14 protein-coding genes and 1 pseudogene are annotated in these 15,429 nt (G+C 46.4%); all 15 read right to left on the bottom strand.

The window, feature by feature from the left end; translation table 11 throughout:
- Positions 1-28: 28 nt before the first annotated feature.
- The gene (locus MDMS009_RS06540; protein ID WP_237700489.1) at positions 29-2,485 is read right to left on the bottom strand and encodes a heavy metal translocating P-type ATPase; all 2,457 of its coding nucleotides are present in this window, start codon (positions 2,483-2,485) and stop codon (positions 29-31) included.
- 37 nt (positions 2,486-2,522) lie between these two features.
- Positions 2,523-3,026 carry a FixH family protein gene (locus tag MDMS009_RS06535; RefSeq protein WP_008290813.1) on the bottom strand — a complete coding sequence of 168 codons (504 nt, stop codon included), beginning with the start codon at positions 3,024-3,026 and terminating at the stop codon, positions 2,523-2,525.
- Between the two features lie 12 nt (positions 3,027-3,038).
- Positions 3,039-4,460, bottom strand: coding sequence for a cytochrome c oxidase accessory protein CcoG (ccoG, locus tag MDMS009_RS06530; RefSeq protein WP_043888019.1), 1,422 nt, complete (start codon positions 4,458-4,460; stop codon positions 3,039-3,041).
- Positions 4,461-4,761: 301 nt separating this feature from the next.
- Positions 4,762-5,697 (bottom strand): cytochrome-c oxidase, cbb3-type subunit III, encoded by a 936-nt coding sequence (ccoP, locus tag MDMS009_RS06525; protein ID WP_008290832.1) that lies wholly within the window; start codon positions 5,695-5,697, stop codon positions 4,762-4,764.
- The gene (locus MDMS009_RS06520; protein ID WP_008290841.1) at positions 5,690-5,857 is read right to left on the bottom strand and encodes a cbb3-type cytochrome c oxidase subunit 3; all 168 of its coding nucleotides are present in this window, start codon (positions 5,855-5,857) and stop codon (positions 5,690-5,692) included. Before MDMS009_RS06520 ends, ccoP begins: the two co-directional genes overlap by 8 nt.
- Positions 5,858-5,891: 34 nt before the next feature.
- A complete protein-coding gene (gene ccoO, locus MDMS009_RS06515) occupies positions 5,892-6,572 on the bottom strand; it encodes a cytochrome-c oxidase, cbb3-type subunit II (RefSeq protein ID WP_008290847.1) in 681 nt (226 codons plus the stop codon).
- A gap of 10 nt (positions 6,573-6,582) precedes the next feature.
- Positions 6,583-8,007, bottom strand: a complete 1,425-nt coding sequence (gene ccoN, locus MDMS009_RS06510; RefSeq protein ID WP_043888017.1) for a cytochrome-c oxidase, cbb3-type subunit I — start codon at positions 8,005-8,007, stop codon at positions 6,583-6,585.
- 376 nt (positions 8,008-8,383) lie between these two features.
- Entirely contained in the window at positions 8,384-8,779 is a 396-nt protein-coding gene (locus tag MDMS009_RS06505; protein ID WP_008290817.1) for an Mth938-like domain-containing protein, read from the bottom strand.
- Between the two features lie 13 nt (positions 8,780-8,792).
- Complete coding sequence (locus MDMS009_RS06500) at positions 8,793-9,083, bottom strand: integration host factor subunit beta (protein WP_008290812.1); 291 nt, start codon at positions 9,081-9,083, stop codon at positions 8,793-8,795.
- Between the two features lie 123 nt (positions 9,084-9,206).
- Positions 9,207-10,878: pseudogene (gene rpsA / locus MDMS009_RS06495) on the bottom strand (30S ribosomal protein S1).
- 116 nt (positions 10,879-10,994) lie between these two features.
- Positions 10,995-11,657: a (d)CMP kinase gene (gene cmk / locus MDMS009_RS06490; protein ID WP_008290840.1), complete on the bottom strand. Its 663-nt coding sequence runs from the start codon at positions 11,655-11,657 to the stop codon at positions 10,995-10,997.
- Entirely contained in the window at positions 11,650-12,969 is a 1,320-nt protein-coding gene (aroA, locus tag MDMS009_RS06485; protein WP_008290858.1) for a 3-phosphoshikimate 1-carboxyvinyltransferase, read from the bottom strand. Before aroA ends, cmk begins: the two co-directional genes overlap by 8 nt.
- Before the next feature lie 12 nt (positions 12,970-12,981).
- Complete coding sequence (locus MDMS009_RS06480) at positions 12,982-13,869, bottom strand: prephenate dehydrogenase (RefSeq protein ID WP_008290811.1); 888 nt, start codon at positions 13,867-13,869, stop codon at positions 12,982-12,984.
- Complete coding sequence (hisC, locus tag MDMS009_RS06475) at positions 13,866-14,963, bottom strand: histidinol-phosphate transaminase (RefSeq protein WP_008290826.1); 1,098 nt, start codon at positions 14,961-14,963, stop codon at positions 13,866-13,868. Before hisC ends, MDMS009_RS06480 begins: the two co-directional genes overlap by 4 nt.
- Positions 14,960-15,427 (bottom strand): signal peptidase II, encoded by a 468-nt coding sequence (gene lspA, locus MDMS009_RS06470; protein ID WP_008290834.1) that lies wholly within the window; start codon positions 15,425-15,427, stop codon positions 14,960-14,962. Before lspA ends, hisC begins: the two co-directional genes overlap by 4 nt.
- Positions 15,428-15,429 lie beyond the last annotated feature (2 nt).

The following is a 15,429-nucleotide window of genomic DNA, read 5'->3' as shown; positions in this document are numbered from 1 at the left end:
TTAAGATTCGTATACTTAGTGGCTTAGCTTAATTTACTTGCTGTTTGAAGTGTCGACCAATTCTGGCTGCGTTAGCAATCACCAATAATGAGCTCAACGGCATCGTTATCGCAGCCACGAGTGGACTCACCAAAGCCATCATGGCTAGGGGTACCATGATAACGTTGTAACTAATCGATAGTACAATATTCTGTCTGATGGTTCGTAACGTTCGAGCAGCAAGCAGTCGTGCTTCAGCCACTTTACTCAACATTTGGTGCGATAACACAACATCAGCACTTTCAACAGACACATCGGTACCCGATGCCATGGCAATCCCGACATCAGCCTGAATCAAAGCAGGCGAATCATTGATACCATCACCAACCATAGCAACGATATCACCAGACTGCTGCAGAGCACGTATCACATCAGATTTATCTTTCGGTAACACTTCGGCTTGTCGTGTCACATCGCCGAGACAGGCGGTGACGGCATTGACCACAGCTTTCTTATCTCCACTCAACACCGTTACTTTCACCCCCGCATTCAGCAATTGCTGAACGGTTTCTGTGGCATCCGACCGCAAACTGTCAACAAGCCCTAACATACCTTCAATACGTCCATTAACGGCAATTAACACACAGCTAATACCATCAGTTTCAAGTTGGTTCAGCATTGGCTGATACTGCGTAGGCAGCTTGATACCCAGACTGTGTAACCATGCAAGCGTCCCGACATATACGGTGTCTTGTTCAACCGAACTCATCACCCCTTTACCCGGCGTTGACTGAAAATTGCTAATGGACAACGGCCGAAGTGACTTCGTTTTGGCTGCCTCACAGATAGCTGTGGCAATACCATGCTCTGAGTACTGCTCTACTGAGGCCGCCAACTGTAATAAGGTCGCCTCAGTCATATCGCCAAAGCACTGAATTGAGGCGACCTGCAGCCGACCTTCGGTCAAGGTACCCGTTTTATCAAATACAAAATGGGTGACTTGTGATAATTGCTCCAAGGCTTCGCCTTGCTTAATCAGCACACCTCGGTTCGCGCCGATGCCGGTAGCAACTGCAACCGACATCGGCGTGGCCAAACCAAAAGCACATGGACAGGTGACAACGAGTACTGAGGTGGCAGCTAATAACGCCGTTTCAAAATCAAACTGTGACCAGTAAATAAACGTCAGCGAGGCCAACGTGAGTGTGGCTAAGACAAACCAAGGTACAATTTTGTCTGCCGTGGTTTGAATAGGCGCTTTTGAAGCCTGCGCATCATCCATTAACGTGACAATTTTTGCTAATGCGGTATTACGCAGTACTTTTTCAGCACGAACTCGGAATGCCCCCTCACCATTGATACTACCAGCAACAACCCGTTCACCATCATGCTTGGCAATGGGAAGCGATTCACCGGTTAACATCGACTCATCAACAGCACTTTGCCCTTGCTCAATCACACCATCCACAGGGACTTTTTCTCCCGGTTTAACTAATAACAGGTCCCCTATCTGCACACTGCGGATTGGTACAACACGGCTATGTTCACCCTCCACTAATGTTGCGAACTTAGGCTGTAACTCAAGCAGTCTTCGCGTAGCAGATAAGGCCTGTCTTTTAGATATAGCTTCTAAGTAACGCCCCACCAAAATCACAAATAGAAAGTTCACAACCGTATCAAAGTAAACATGGCCGCTAGCCGATTGTGTCAAGGTGACATAACACGAATAGATATACGTCGATGTGGCACCAATTGCGATTGGCAGATCCATTGTCAAATAGCGGCGGCGTAAACCGATCAAGCCATTTCGGATAAAGGGGTAGCCGGAGTACAGCAAGGTAGGCGTGGCAATCAGCAAGCCTATCCAATGGAACCAGCTACGAAATGCCCCCTCGTCTGCCCCACTATATAAGGCGATGGAGATCCACATCATATTCATCATGGCAAAGCCAGCAAATGCCATGCGATATAACAAACCACGGTGACGTTTGGCTAACGCCCCCTCGGCAGTTTCTGGATCAAAGGGCACAGCTGAGTAGCCAATTTCAGCAAGCTTTTGCAGCAACTGCGATAATTTTACTTGGGCATTATCCCAACGTAGTTGAAGCCGTTTTGCTGTCAGATTAACGTCAGCTTGGATCACACCGGTTTGTTTTGACAATGCATGTTCAATCAGCCAAACACAGGCAGCACAATGAATCCCCTCAACTAAAAGATGAATAGTGCGATGAGATCGACTGGTGTCGAGATATTCAGCCTGCACATCATCCAAATCGTAGGTGGTCAGTTCAGCAGGCATTTCCGGCGGCGGGGCTAGCTTTTCGCCTTCAGGTGTTTTGTTATAAAAGCTTTGAAGGCCTGCAGCGTATATCGTCTGACAAACGGACAAACAGCCATGACAGCAAAACTCGCGCTGCTCTTCAGCAACCGTTGCAGTGAATTCACCTACAACATCGACAGGCAAACCACAGTGATAACAGGATTCAGACAAAACTAATTCGGCCAAATTGGTGACATTGAAACGATCAACTTAAGCAAAAAAGTTATGGATCAATTCTTATACGTCGTGTGACAACAAACTCATCCTCGCCGCGTTTCGCTTCCACAATAATGTCCCACGTGCCTGGCAAATCAAAACTAATGTCAGCAACATAGCTACCGTGACCAGACTTTTGCATCTCGACTTGAAAGTCCGCATCGGCATCTGAGGGCCTGTATGCAAATAAAGTCACGGAATCGAGCAACAAACCCGCTGAGTTTTTACCGGTAATTAATGCTTCGTAGGTTTGTTTTTGGTTCACACGTGACGTCGTTGGTACCATCATCATGCCAGACCAGCCTAGTGCTTTTTCTTTCTCGATTCTTTCACGTGTTTTCTCGTAAGCTTCACCACGCTCATAGAAATCTTCAACCACAAGATTCGGTGGCGATTTAAATGCCAAATAGATAAAAACAGCATTGGCTGTCAGAAATACAACCAAAAATACCAACATGCCTAACACCCAAGGGTTACGCAAAGCCTGCGGGTTTTCTTGTGAAATTTTCATGCTGTTCCTCATTTACTTAGGCCCCATAAAGATACTCTCATAAACAGTGGAGATCTCCGGGTTATTGATCACATTCGCCTTGAACTCAATCGAGGTTAAGGCTTTGTTAATATCCTCTGCATGAACGCGCACCAACGCCGTCAACGGCACGACTTTACCCGGCTCCACGGTGATTTGGTCATTCATACCATGCAAGGTCGCGCCCTCAAGACCACTCAACTGATAACGCACTTCTATCGCTTGTTGGGTTTTATTCAGCAGCTTCAGCGTGTATTTGTTTTGTATCGACCCATCACTGAGTTTAACGAACAATGGCTGACGGTTATGGATAACTTTAAATTCGGTCGGTGACAGGGTGGCAAAACCATACATTATGCCGGCCAGAGCAGTGAGTAAGATAACGCTGTAAATAATCACGCGCGGCCGTTTGTATAAGGGTAAGAGGTTGGCATCGTGATGCAGTTCCTTATACGAGGCATAACGGATAAGTCCGCGTGGCTGGTCGGTTTTGTCCATGATGCTGTCACAGGCATCAATGCACATGCCACAGGTAATACAGCCTTCTTGTTGGCCTTTACGGATATCTATACCGGTCGGACAGACAGCCACGCAGACTTTGCAGTCAATGCAGCTGCCTTTGCTGGTATCCACCTGACCTTTTTTGAGTTTACCGCGAGGTTCACCACGTTCAGCATCATAGGCAGGTAAGACGGTGTCCTGGTCATACATAACGCCTTGCAGGCGGGCATAGGGGCATAGCCAGAAGCAGACTTGTTCGCGCATAAAGCCGGCAAAGACATAGGTGAATATGCCAAAGGTGGCCATGGATATCCACACAGGCAACGGGGCTTGCAAGGTGAAGATGTCACCCCACAGTGCGAAGGCATCGGTAAACCAGGCGGCAAAGGAGATACCGGTGAGTAAGGCGATGGCTATCCATAGGCTGTGTTTGGCACTAACACGCCAGAGTTTGTCGATGCTCCATGGGGCTTGTTTGAATTTATGGGCTTTTTGCGGGGTGTCGCCTTCAAACCTGGTTTCAATATAGGTGTAGATATCGGTCCAGACGGTCTGGAAGCAAAAGTAGCCACAAAACACGCGTCCGGCGACACTGGTCACCGCGGCCAGTAAGATGGCAAAAAACAGTAGCGTTAACGATAACATCCAGATGTCTTGGGGAAAGACGGTGAGTTCGAACAGGTTGAATTGGCGATTGGGAATATCAAACAAGATGGCTTGCTGGCCATCCCAACGCAGATAAGGACCGATAAAGAAGATCGACCAAATCGACATGCCAAGCCATTTCAGATTCCTAAAGCGGCCTTTCAGACGCTTGGCTACGACCTTTTCGCCACCCGCATTAATGTGCCAGTCGGAGACTTCGTCGTAAATAGCAGAGGTATCGATCACACTACTAGATTGCTCTTCACTCATGCTCAGTCCCGTTAAATAGGCCAAATAAGGCTGCTTTCGACGTACGTTATAGGCACTATGCCTTTATACCGTGGTGATAAAAAAAGCCGACGTGTGTCGGCTTTTTTTGGATGAAAACACTGACAATCAGTCTTGTGATTTATCATCCATATTTTTTACTATGTTATAGACAATCACCGCCACAACGACGATGCATATCACAACGCTAGCAATAGAACCGATAACAACGGCATCAAACCCCATAACTTAATCCTTTGATTTTATTGATTCAGTGAAACTTGGTACAGCTTATTTGCCATCTCTATTCTAGGGTTTCACCACCACCAAACTGGTGAACATACACTGCCAGCTTCTTGATTTCTGTTTCAGTCAGACGTTCTGTTTCCGTACCGTCGTATTCAGGCTCTTCTTCCCACTGTAAGGCTTCCAGTTTGACCGCTAACTTTTCATTCCAAGACGGCATCACCGCGATACGGGTTTGTGGATCAGAAGGATCGTTCACACCATGCAAAATAGTGTGACGAATTTCTGCTTCTTCCCCAGAGAAACGCCAGATTTGATCGGTCAGGTTGGCAGAGCCTAACTGCTGAATACCCTTACCATCAGCACCGTGACAACCGACACAACCTTTCTCATTGAAAAGTTTCCATCCTGCCTCAGTAGCATTACCTTCAGCCGCATTCATCACAAATTTCACCAGACCATCAACTTCTTCTGGTTTCAATGTTTTTGCATGCGACATCATCATGCCTTGGCGACCTTGGGCTAGGGTTGCCACGATCGTATTGACATCACCACCATAGAGCCAATCATCATCAGCCAAAATTGGGTAGCCAGAACCTGCAGCAGGAATACCGCCCGTACCATGACAAGCCGCACAGTTATCCCCATAAAGAACTTTACTTGAGCCAACGGCATAGTTACGCATTTCGGGATCAGCCAAAATTTCTTCGGCGGTCATCGCGGCCAGTTTTTCTTCAAATGGCGCTCGCTTTTCTTGAACTTTAGCTAAGTTCTCTTTGTACTCATTAATTTGAGTCCATCCCAACAAGCCCTTAGTACTATCGTTAATCAAGGGTAATGAAGGATACAAAATGAAGTACACCAACACGAGCAAACCGCTCAGGTAAAGTGCATTGGTCCACCAACGTGGTGGTTCGTTCTCTAACTCTCTGATGCCGTCCCATTCGTGACCAGTATCAGGCACGTCATTAGGATTTTTTTTATTATCAGCCATCTTTTTTCTCCGAATTTTTCTCGTCGTCGTCAAGGGGCATGGTGCGGTGAGATTCAATCTCGTCTTTATTCTTTGGATTAAACACCCAGATGTAGGCACCTAACATCAATAGAAAAATGACTACGGTGAATATCAAACCGAACCAGTCGGTTCCAGACATTGAACTCCAGTCAGTATGAAAATACTCTTGAAGTTTAGTCACGATAATCTCTACCCGGCTCAAATTTCACCATGGTGCCCAATACTTGTAGATAAGCTACCAGTGCCTGCATTTCGGTCTTGCCTTCAACCGTTTCTGCTGCTGCATTGATTTGCTCATCGGTATAAGGAACCCCCAACGCTTTCATTGCACGCAAACGCTTTTCCATACCTACGCCATCAACTGTCGCTTTATCCAGCCATGGATAGCCGGGCATGACAGATTCAGGAACGACTGAACGTGGATCACGTAAATGTTGGATTTGCCATGCATCAGAGTATTTACCGCCGACACGCGCCAAGTCAGGTCCCGTACGCTTAGAGCCCCATTGGAAAGGATGGTCGTACTTAGACTCAACGGCTAAGGAATAATGGCCATAACGGTCTTTTTCATCACGGAACGGTCGTACCATTTGTGAATGGCATAAATAGCAACCTTCACGCTGATAAATATCACGGCCTGCTAATTCCAGCGCCGTGTATGGACGTACCCCTTTCAGTTCTTCATATTCAGGGAATACATCATCTTCAAACGTGGTGTCTAAATAAAACAAAGGAACGATTTCGACAATACCACCAACTGATACTACCAATGCTGTTGCCAACACCAGAGCCCAGATATTTTTCTCCAGTTTCTCCTGAAAGGTAACTGGTTTATTAGAATTATGATCAGACATTCCAGTCTCCTTAAATGTTAGCTGCAGTTGCCATCTCTACAGATGGTTTGGCGATCGCACGACGAATAGTGACCGTGACGTTGAATAACATGACGCAGGCACCCAGGAAGAAAATCAGGCCACCCACAGCGCGCATTGCATAATAAGGATGCATTTGCGCGACAGATTCGACAAAGGTATAAGCCAAATTGCCGTAATCGTCATACGCACGCCACATCAACCCTTGCATGATGCCTGATACCCACATTGCTGTGATGTAGACAGCCGTGCCGATAGTTGCCATCCAGAAATGTAGATTGACCAAACGAATTGAGTACATGGTAGTTCCCCACATACGCTCAACCATATGATACAAGGCACCAATAGACACCATCGCAACCCAACCTAAGGCACCTGAATGTACGTGACCGATTGTCCAGTCAGTATAGTGAGACAACGCATTCACTGTTTTCGATGCCATCACTGGGCCTTCGAAAGTAGACATCGCATAAAACGCCAAAGACACAATCAGGAAACGTAAAATATAGTCGGTACGCAATTTATCCCACGCACCACTTAAGGTGAACATCCCGTTGATAGCACCACCCCAGGAAGGAATGATCATCGCCAAAGAAATCGCTGCGCCCAGTGAACCTGTCCAGTCTGGCAAAGCTGTGTACTGAAGGTGGTGAGCACCCAGCCATACATAACCAAAGATCAATGCCCAGAAGTGAATAACAGATAGACGGTAAGAATATACTGGGCGGTTAGCCTGTTTCGGCACAAAGTAATACATGATGCCAAGGAAGCCCGCAGTCAGGAAGAAACCTACCGCATTATGACCCCACCACCATTGAATCATCGCATCCTGAACACCTGAAAAAATTGAGTAGGATTTAAACAACTCAACCGGAATAGCCAAACTGTTAACAACATGTAGGTAAGTAATCATGATCATCATGGCAAGGAAGAACCAGTTTGCCACATAAATATGAGACACCTTACGAATCGAAATGGTCATGATGAAATTAAACGTGTACGCCAACCAGACCGCAGCAATCAGAATATCTAAAGGCCATTCTAGCTCGGCGTATTCTTTTGATTGTGTCAAACCAAGAGGCAAAGTAATAAAAGCACCGATAATAACCAGATTCCACCCCCAGAAGGTGAACCAAGCCATCTTGTCGCTCCACAAACGAGTGCTACATGTGCGCTGCACGATGTAAAAGGCCGTCGCCATTAAGGTGGAACCGCCAAATGCAAAAATAACGGTGTTGGTATGTACTGGACGCAAGCGTCCGAAACTAATGTATGGGTTATCGAAGTTCAAAATTGGCCAAGCCAGTTCCGAAGCGATATAGACACCGACCCCGGTGCCGATGACCAAGTACACGCACGCCATATAGGCGAACCACTTGACCACCTGATAGTTATACTGCTGTTGTTCCGCTTGCATAGCGACCACACCTTCTCTCTTTGGAAAACTCTCTCTCAGCTTCTTTCTTGTTTTGTTGAAGCCGGGACCCTTTTCTTCACACTTATAGATAAAGCAGCATGAATTTTACATCAAACAGCCCCACTACTTTGCAGCAAAATCTTGATCTAAATCAGGATTCCATTACAAAGCGTTAAGCTTGCCAGATATGCCTTATGTATTTGCGTAACCGTGAATTTTCCTAAGAACGCCAAATCTGGTCAAGTTCTAACCAGACGAACGCGATGCCCCCGCATATGAGCGGGTAATGAAAACAATTACTTAGCCGATTATCGTAAAAAAAAAGAAATATCAAAATCAGTCACAATTTTGAGGAATGCGGTAATCGGGACAGCAGTTAAACTGATTGAAAACAAACTGCCAGTAGGACTTTTCTTTGTTCTGTTACGAGAAGGTTAAATGTACGGCAGGCTGGTCCCAAGTCCATAAACTCAACACCAATATGGTGCGGTATAAACAATTGGGCGATTTTTTGATGTTCAACAGTCAAGCCAGATCCGGTCGCAAATAAAATCACTTCCGGATCCAGTCTTTGAAGTTCGGCTACTTGTGCAGCTGAAAGCTGTTGTATATCGCTGACCGCCCAGTCACGTATTAACGTATCGGCAGTGAGGATAAAATTAGTCTCGATAGCATCGAGACGGTCTTGATGTTGGGGACGGATAACCACATTGTTATCGTCGTAGGAATGGATTTGGTTAAACTCGGAAACCGCTTCCAGACTCAGTTTCATATCTTTATTTCAATTAAAAACCAGCGCCATCATTGACACGATCGCGTAACTCTTTGCCTGGTTTGAAATGAGGTACGTATTTTTCGTCAAGTTTGACGGACTCACCACTTTTTGGATTACGACCTACACGAGGCGGGCGATGATGTAATGTGAAACTGCCAAACCCGCGAATTTCAATTCGATCACCTTGTGACAAACTGTCACTCATCTGTTCGAGAATCAATTTCACGGCAAGCTCAACATCACGGTAATTCAATAGAGATTGTTTCTCAGATAAAACTTCAATCAAATCTGATTTGGTCATGTCTTTAAAATTCCTGGATTCAAAGCGTAAACACCTGTGTAAAGCATGTTTATCAATCCGTTGCTTCAGGTAAAGAAAGAACACCCGGCCGGAGCCGGGTGTTCATCTCTTAAAAACGCTAACTTAGCTGTCTTTTTGATCCATTTGCTCTTTAAGCAAATCACCTAAAGTGGTGTTGCCTGAAGAGACATTGCTGTATCCTTCACAGCTTCGGATTCTCTTGATCGTCTTTCGCTTTGATAGACAAAGTCAAAGTACGGTCTTTACGAGACATGCCAGTAAATTTCGCTTCAACATCGTCACCAATAGCTAGCACTTTGCTTGCGTCTTCTACACGCTCACGAGCGATATCAGCAACACGAACGTAACTTTCTACGCCTTCTGCCAATTCAATCGTCGCACCGCGTGCATCAACAGCAGTTACTTTACCGTTAACGATTGTGCCGCGAGGATGTTCAGACAAGTAAGCTGAGAATGGATCATCTTGCAATTGCTTGATACCCAGTGAGATACGCTCACGTTCTGGATCAATTGCCAAGACAACCGCTTCAACGTCATCGCCTTTCTTGAAGTCGCGAATCAATTCTTCGTTGTCTTCTTCCCAAGAGATATCAGACAAGTGAATCAGACCATCAATACCACCATCCAGACCGATGAAGATACCGAAATCAGTGATTGACTTGATGCCACCGCTTACTTTGTCACCCTTGTTATGAGTCATTGCAAACTCTTCCCAAGGATTGGCTTGGCATTGTTTGATACCCAGAGAAATACGACGACGTTCTGCGTCGATATCCAGTACCATTACTTCAACTTCATCACCCAAAGAAACCAGTTTAGATGGGTGAACGTTCTTGTTGGTCCAGTCCATTTCAGACATGTGAACCAAACCTTCAACACCATCTTCGATTTCAACAAAGCAACCGTAGTCAGCAATGTTAGTCACTTTACCGTGGATGCGAGTGCTGTTTGGATAACGGCGTGCGATATCTTTCCAAGGATCATCACCCATTTGTTTCAGACCCAGAGAAACACGCTCACGCTCTTTATCAAATTTCAGAACTTGAACTTCAATTTCGTCACCGATAGCAACCACTTCTGATGGGTGCTTAACACGTTTCCACGCCATATCAGTGATATGCAGCAGACCGTCGATGCCACCCAAGTCAACGAAGGCGCCGTAGTCTGTCAGGTTCTTAACGATACCTTTAACGACTTTACCTTCTTCCAGGGTTTCCAGCAGCGCTTCACGTTCTGCACTGTTTTCTTCTTCCATGATCGCACGACGAGAAACAACGATGTTGTTACGTGGGCGATCCAGTTTGATCAGTTTGAATTCGAGATCTTTACCTTCCAAGTGAGATGTATCACGGATAGGACGAACATCAACCAAAGAACCCGGCAGGAAGGCACGGATGTTTTCCAGATCAACGGTGAAGCCACCTTTGACCTTACCAGAAATCATACCTGTAACCGTATCACCGGCTTCGAATGCATGCTCCAATTTAGTCCATGCTTCGGCCGCTTTCGCTTTATCACGAGACAGTTGGGTTGCACCAAAACCATCTTCTAATGATTCCAGAGACACATCAACCAAGTCGCCAATTGAAACACTGACTTCACCGCTTTCATTAAGAAATTCGGAAACTGGGATTGCGCCTTCTGATTTCAGACCGGCATTGACCATAACAACGTCAGGACCAACATTGACTACCGTACCGGTAACAATCTTGCCTGGTTGCATTGGAGTTGAATTTAGACTCTCTTCAAAGAGATCAGCAAAGCTTTCGCTCATTGTTAAATATCCTTGACCCTGTTTGGGGAAACAGAATCACCAAAAATTATCACCTGCTCTTGCAGGATCGTTAAACATCCCATTCGGCATGGCCGAACAGGCACCAAAATTACATATCAGTCTAATAAAGCCCTGACTTGTTCGTATACCGCATCAATCCCAAGTTGGGTCGAATCGAGAATAAGGGAACCCTCAGCAGGCCTCAGCGGGGCTACTTCGCGTTCGCTATCGCGTCGATCACGTTCGGAGATTTCTGCAATTAGATCAGAAAGGTTACTCTCAATTCCTTTCTGTTTCAACTGCTTATAACGTCTCTGTGCACGCTCTTCAGCACTCGCCGTTAAAAATACTTTAAAAGGCGCATCCGGAAACACCACTGTGCCCATGTCGCGACCATCAGTTACTAAGCCCGGAAGTTGTCTGAAGTCACGCTGTCGCTGTAACAGCGCAGCACGCACAGCCGGTAATGCAGCTACTTTTGAGGCGGCATTGCCCGCTTGTTCACTGCGAATGATCAGACTGACATCTTCGCCTTCCAGCATGACCTTTAACTCATCATTTGCGATAGAAAATCGCACATCAAGTCCTTCAGCGAGTTTTCCAATAGCAGCTTCGTCGCTCAGATCCAGCTGATGTTTTAATGCTGCTTGCGCTAAAACACGGTAGATTGCACCACTATCTAAATAATGCCAGCCCAGTTGCTGTGCCACCATTTGAGCAATGGTGCCTTTGCCTGAACCACTCGGACCATCAATGGTTAAAACGGGTATCTCAGCCATCGATTTCCTCGATATTTAGTCCGACTTCACTCGCCATTTCAACAAAACCCGGGAAGGATGTCGCCACATTAGCGCAATCGTTAATTTGGATACTGCCACCGGCCTGTAAAGCCGCAATCGCAAATGACATCGCTATACGGTGGTCACTATGACTATCTACTTCACCACTGCCTATGATGCCACCATGAATCACAATACCGTCTTCAGTCGGTTTCGCATCAATGCCTAAGGTCTGCAAGCCATCGGCCATGACTTGAATACGATCGCTTTCTTTAACTCGTAACTCTTCGGCTCCAGTTAGTACCGTCTGACCTTCGGCACAGGCGGCCGCGATAAATAAAGCGGGGAACTCATCGATCGCCAAAGGCACTTGATCTTCAGGGATCTGAATTCCTTTTAACGGGGCATAACGTACTCGAATATCAGCAACCGGTTCGCCGCCTGTCTCCGCTTCATTTGTCAGGCTGATATCGGCACCCATCAACTTAAGAATGTTGATCACACCAATACGGGTTGGATTAATACCAACATGCTTTAACGTAATATCGGAACCCGGCGCGATGGCTGCTGCCACCATGAAAAAGGTAGCTGATGAAATATCAGCAGGTACATCAATATTGGTTGCTGTCAGTTTACCACCACCGGTAATCGAGATCGTGCTGCCCTCAACGTCAACGGCATACCCCATACCTGACAACATACGCTCAGTATGATCACGGGTTGGAGCCGGCTCTGTCACGCTGGTTTTCCCTTCGGCATACATGCCCGCCAGAAGTAAACACGATTTCACCTGTGCACTGGCCATCGGTAAGAGATAATCAATCCCTTTCAGTGAGCTGCCACCATGAATTTTTAGCGGCGGTTTGCCCTCCTTAGTGTCAATCTTCGCGCCCATTAACGCCAACGGATCGGTAACCCGCTTCATAGGGCGACCTGATAACGACTTATCACCACTCAGCGTGCAATCAAACTGTTGTCCTGACAACAAACCACTCAATAAGCGAATGGATGTACCACTGTTACCAACATAGAACTCTTTCTCTGGTGCTTTCAGTCCCTGCATGCCCACACCGTGAATCGTTACCTTGCCTTTGTCTGGGCCGATAATATCGACGCCCATAGCACGAAAAGTCGCCAGCGTTGCCAAGGCATCTTCGCCCTCAAGGAAACCAGTAACCTTTGTCGTTCCCTCTGCTAGGGAACCCAACATGATAGAACGATGAGAGATCGACTTATCGCCAGGTACGCGCAATTCACCCTGAATTTGTCCACCGGGGTGAACGATATACTTCTTATTTATCTCGCTAGACACGTGGCTTTTATCTCACACTTCACTGTTATCAATTAGGTTCGGATCGGCAAATCGGCTATCGCGGGCTTTTTTAGCACGGGAAAATACGTCGATCAGGTAATCACCATCTTGGTTACGGATGGCTTCTTCTATTTGTTTGATACCCTGATGGTATTGTTCGAGCAAGCTGAGAATAGCGTCTTGATTACCAAGACATATATCTCGCCACATCACCGCATCACTGGACGCAATACGGGAAAAATCACGAAATCCACCAGCGGCATAACGTAAAACCTCATCGCAATCATTACGTTCGGCGAGCATGCCAACCAAATTGAATGCCAACACATGAGGCAGGTGGCTAGTCGCCGCCAAGACAGTATCATGGTGTTCAACATTCATCTCAAAAACATCGGCACCGGTCAGTTGCCACATCGCTTTCACTTTTGCCGTTGCTGCCGAATCTGTCTCAGATACAGGCGTTAACACAATGCGATGCTTTTCATACAAGGTTGGAAATGCCGCAGAGGGGCCACTTTTCTCAGTACCGGCAATCGGATGGCCAGGCACAAACTGTTTAAACTTCTCGCCTAAACACTGTTTTGCTGCCGCGACTACTTGTGCTTTTGCACTGCCGCCGTCGGTGATAATCGCTTCGGGTGATAAATAGTCGGCAATACCTTCAAAGACACTATTCATTGCCCCCATCGGCACCGCAACGAACACCAAATCCGCACCGCTGACAGCTTCTGCCAAAGAGTCGGCGGCTTTATCGATAATACCTAAATCTAATGCCTGTTGGCGGGCATCTTCACTACGTGAATAACCGACCACTTCATTAACAGCGCCCTTGCCCTTTAAGGCTAACGCCAGCGAGCCGCCAATCAGACCAACACCGATAATGGCAAGACGATTAATCATTCACCACGTCCCAACACTTTAGTCAGTGCTTCTAAAAAACGTTCATTTTCTGCAGGCAAACCGATGCTGACGCGTAAATGTTGAGGTAAGCCGTAATTGGCTACGGGACGCACAATTACCCCCTCATATAACAAGTCATCAAATACTTCAGCCGCATTGCTATGCACATTCACAGTAATGAAATTACCTTTTGACGGAATATATTGCAGTGCCAGCTTCTCAAAGCCAGCGATTAATTGCTTCATACCGGCAGCGTTGATTTCACGTGCCTGTTGCAGATAATTGTCATCACCCAATGCTGCCACAGCAGCGGCCTGCGCCAAGCTGTTTGCATTAAATGGTTGTCTGACGCGGTTTAATAAATCTGCGACTTCTGGATGCGACATCGCATAACCAATGCGTAACCCAGCTAAACCATAGGCCTTAGAAAAAGTACGTGTGATAATCAGATTATGGAAATCTTGTAGCCAGGCAATCGTATTCTCCTGCTGTTCCAGATATTCCACATAGGCTTCATCCAGTACTACCAGTACGTTTTCTGGTACTTTTTCCAGAAACGCTTTAATCTCAGCGGCTGCTATCCAAGTACCCGTTGGGTTATTCGGATTGGCAATAAACACAATTTTGGTACGACTGGTAATCGCTTTCAAGATTGCAGCCAAATCATGCCCATAGTCTTTCGCAGCTGCTACAACGCCTGTCGCACCAATGGCTTTCGTAACAATCGGATACACCGCAAAGGCGTGTTCTGAATAAACAACCTCATCACCTGCGCCGGCAAACGCACGTGCCACCAGCTCCAACACATCATTCGAACCATTACCCAAAGTGATTTGCTCAGGCGCCAGTTGATTTTTATCCGCCAACGCCATTTTCAACGCGTAACCATTGCCATCGGGATAACGTGTCATCTCTTTCGACGACAACGCCACAGCAGCTAAAGCTGCTTTAGATGGGCCTAGTGGATTTTCATTGGAGGCCAGTTTAATGACATCACGCACGCCATATTGACGTTGAAGCTCTTCAATCGGTTTACCTGGTACATAAGGCTGTAGTTCAGCAACACCGCTGACTGCCAGATCACAAAAACTCATTGAGACTCCGTTTTGTTTCTGAAGCTATCTAGGATCAACAACACAGCACCAATACAAATTGCAGAATCAGCAATATTGAATGCTGGCCAATGATAGCTACCGTAATACACATCTAGAAAGTCGATAACGTAGCCATGAACAAAGCGATCGATGACATTGCCCACCGCTCCACCAATAATCAGAGCCAAGGCTGCCGCTTCCATCTTTGCGTTTGGTTTGAGTTTTTTCATCCAGATGGTCAACGCCACACTCACGACGACGGCAAGTGCCGCAAAAAACCAGCGCTGCCAGCCACCAGCCGAAGACAGAAAGCTGAACGCTGCACCGTAATTGTGTGCCATCGTAAAATTAAAAAATGGCATTACCGGGACGGTTTCATATAGATCCAGCACACTTACACTGATCCATTTAGTGAGCTGATCCAAAATAACGATCAACACAGACAGATTTAACCATTTCAACATGC

It is taken from the genome of Methylophaga thiooxydans DMS010 (genome assembly GCF_000156355.1).
Lineage (GTDB): Bacteria > Pseudomonadota > Gammaproteobacteria > Nitrosococcales > Methylophagaceae > Methylophaga > Methylophaga thiooxydans.
Note: the sequence above shows the minus strand (reverse complement) of the source record. Positions and strands in the feature narration are given on the sequence as shown.

Bases quoted from the DNA above. Each gene is read 5' to 3' on its own strand.
- MDMS009_RS06535 (WP_008290813.1), bottom strand. From the start codon at position 3,026: ATGAAAATTTCACAAGAAAACCCGCAGGCTTTGCGTAACCCTTGGGTG.
- ccoG (WP_043888019.1), bottom strand. From the start codon at position 4,460: ATGAGTGAAGAGCAATCTAGTAGTGTGATCGATACCTCTGCTATTTAC.
- ccoP (WP_008290832.1), bottom strand. From the start codon at position 5,697: ATGGCTGATAATAAAAAAAATCCTAATGACGTGCCTGATACTGGTCAC.
- MDMS009_RS06520 (WP_008290841.1), bottom strand. From the start codon at position 5,857: ATGTCTGGAACCGACTGGTTCGGTTTGATATTCACCGTAGTCATTTTT.
- ccoO (WP_008290847.1), bottom strand. From the start codon at position 6,572: ATGTCTGATCATAATTCTAATAAACCAGTTACCTTTCAGGAGAAACTG.
- ccoN (WP_043888017.1), bottom strand. From the start codon at position 8,007: ATGCAAGCGGAACAACAGCAGTATAACTATCAGGTGGTCAAGTGGTTC.
- MDMS009_RS06505 (WP_008290817.1), bottom strand. From the start codon at position 8,779: ATGAAACTGAGTCTGGAAGCGGTTTCCGAGTTTAACCAAATCCATTCC.
- MDMS009_RS06500 (WP_008290812.1), bottom strand. From the start codon at position 9,083: ATGACCAAATCAGATTTGATTGAAGTTTTATCTGAGAAACAATCTCTA.
- cmk (WP_008290840.1), bottom strand. From the start codon at position 11,657: ATGGCTGAGATACCCGTTTTAACCATTGATGGTCCGAGTGGTTCAGGC.
- MDMS009_RS06480 (WP_008290811.1), bottom strand. From the start codon at position 13,869: ATGATTAATCGTCTTGCCATTATCGGTGTTGGTCTGATTGGCGGCTCG.
- hisC (WP_008290826.1), bottom strand. From the start codon at position 14,963: ATGAGTTTTTGTGATCTGGCAGTCAGCGGTGTTGCTGAACTACAGCCT.
- lspA (WP_008290834.1), bottom strand. From the start codon at position 15,427: ATGTTGAAATGGTTAAATCTGTCTGTGTTGATCGTTATTTTGGATCAG.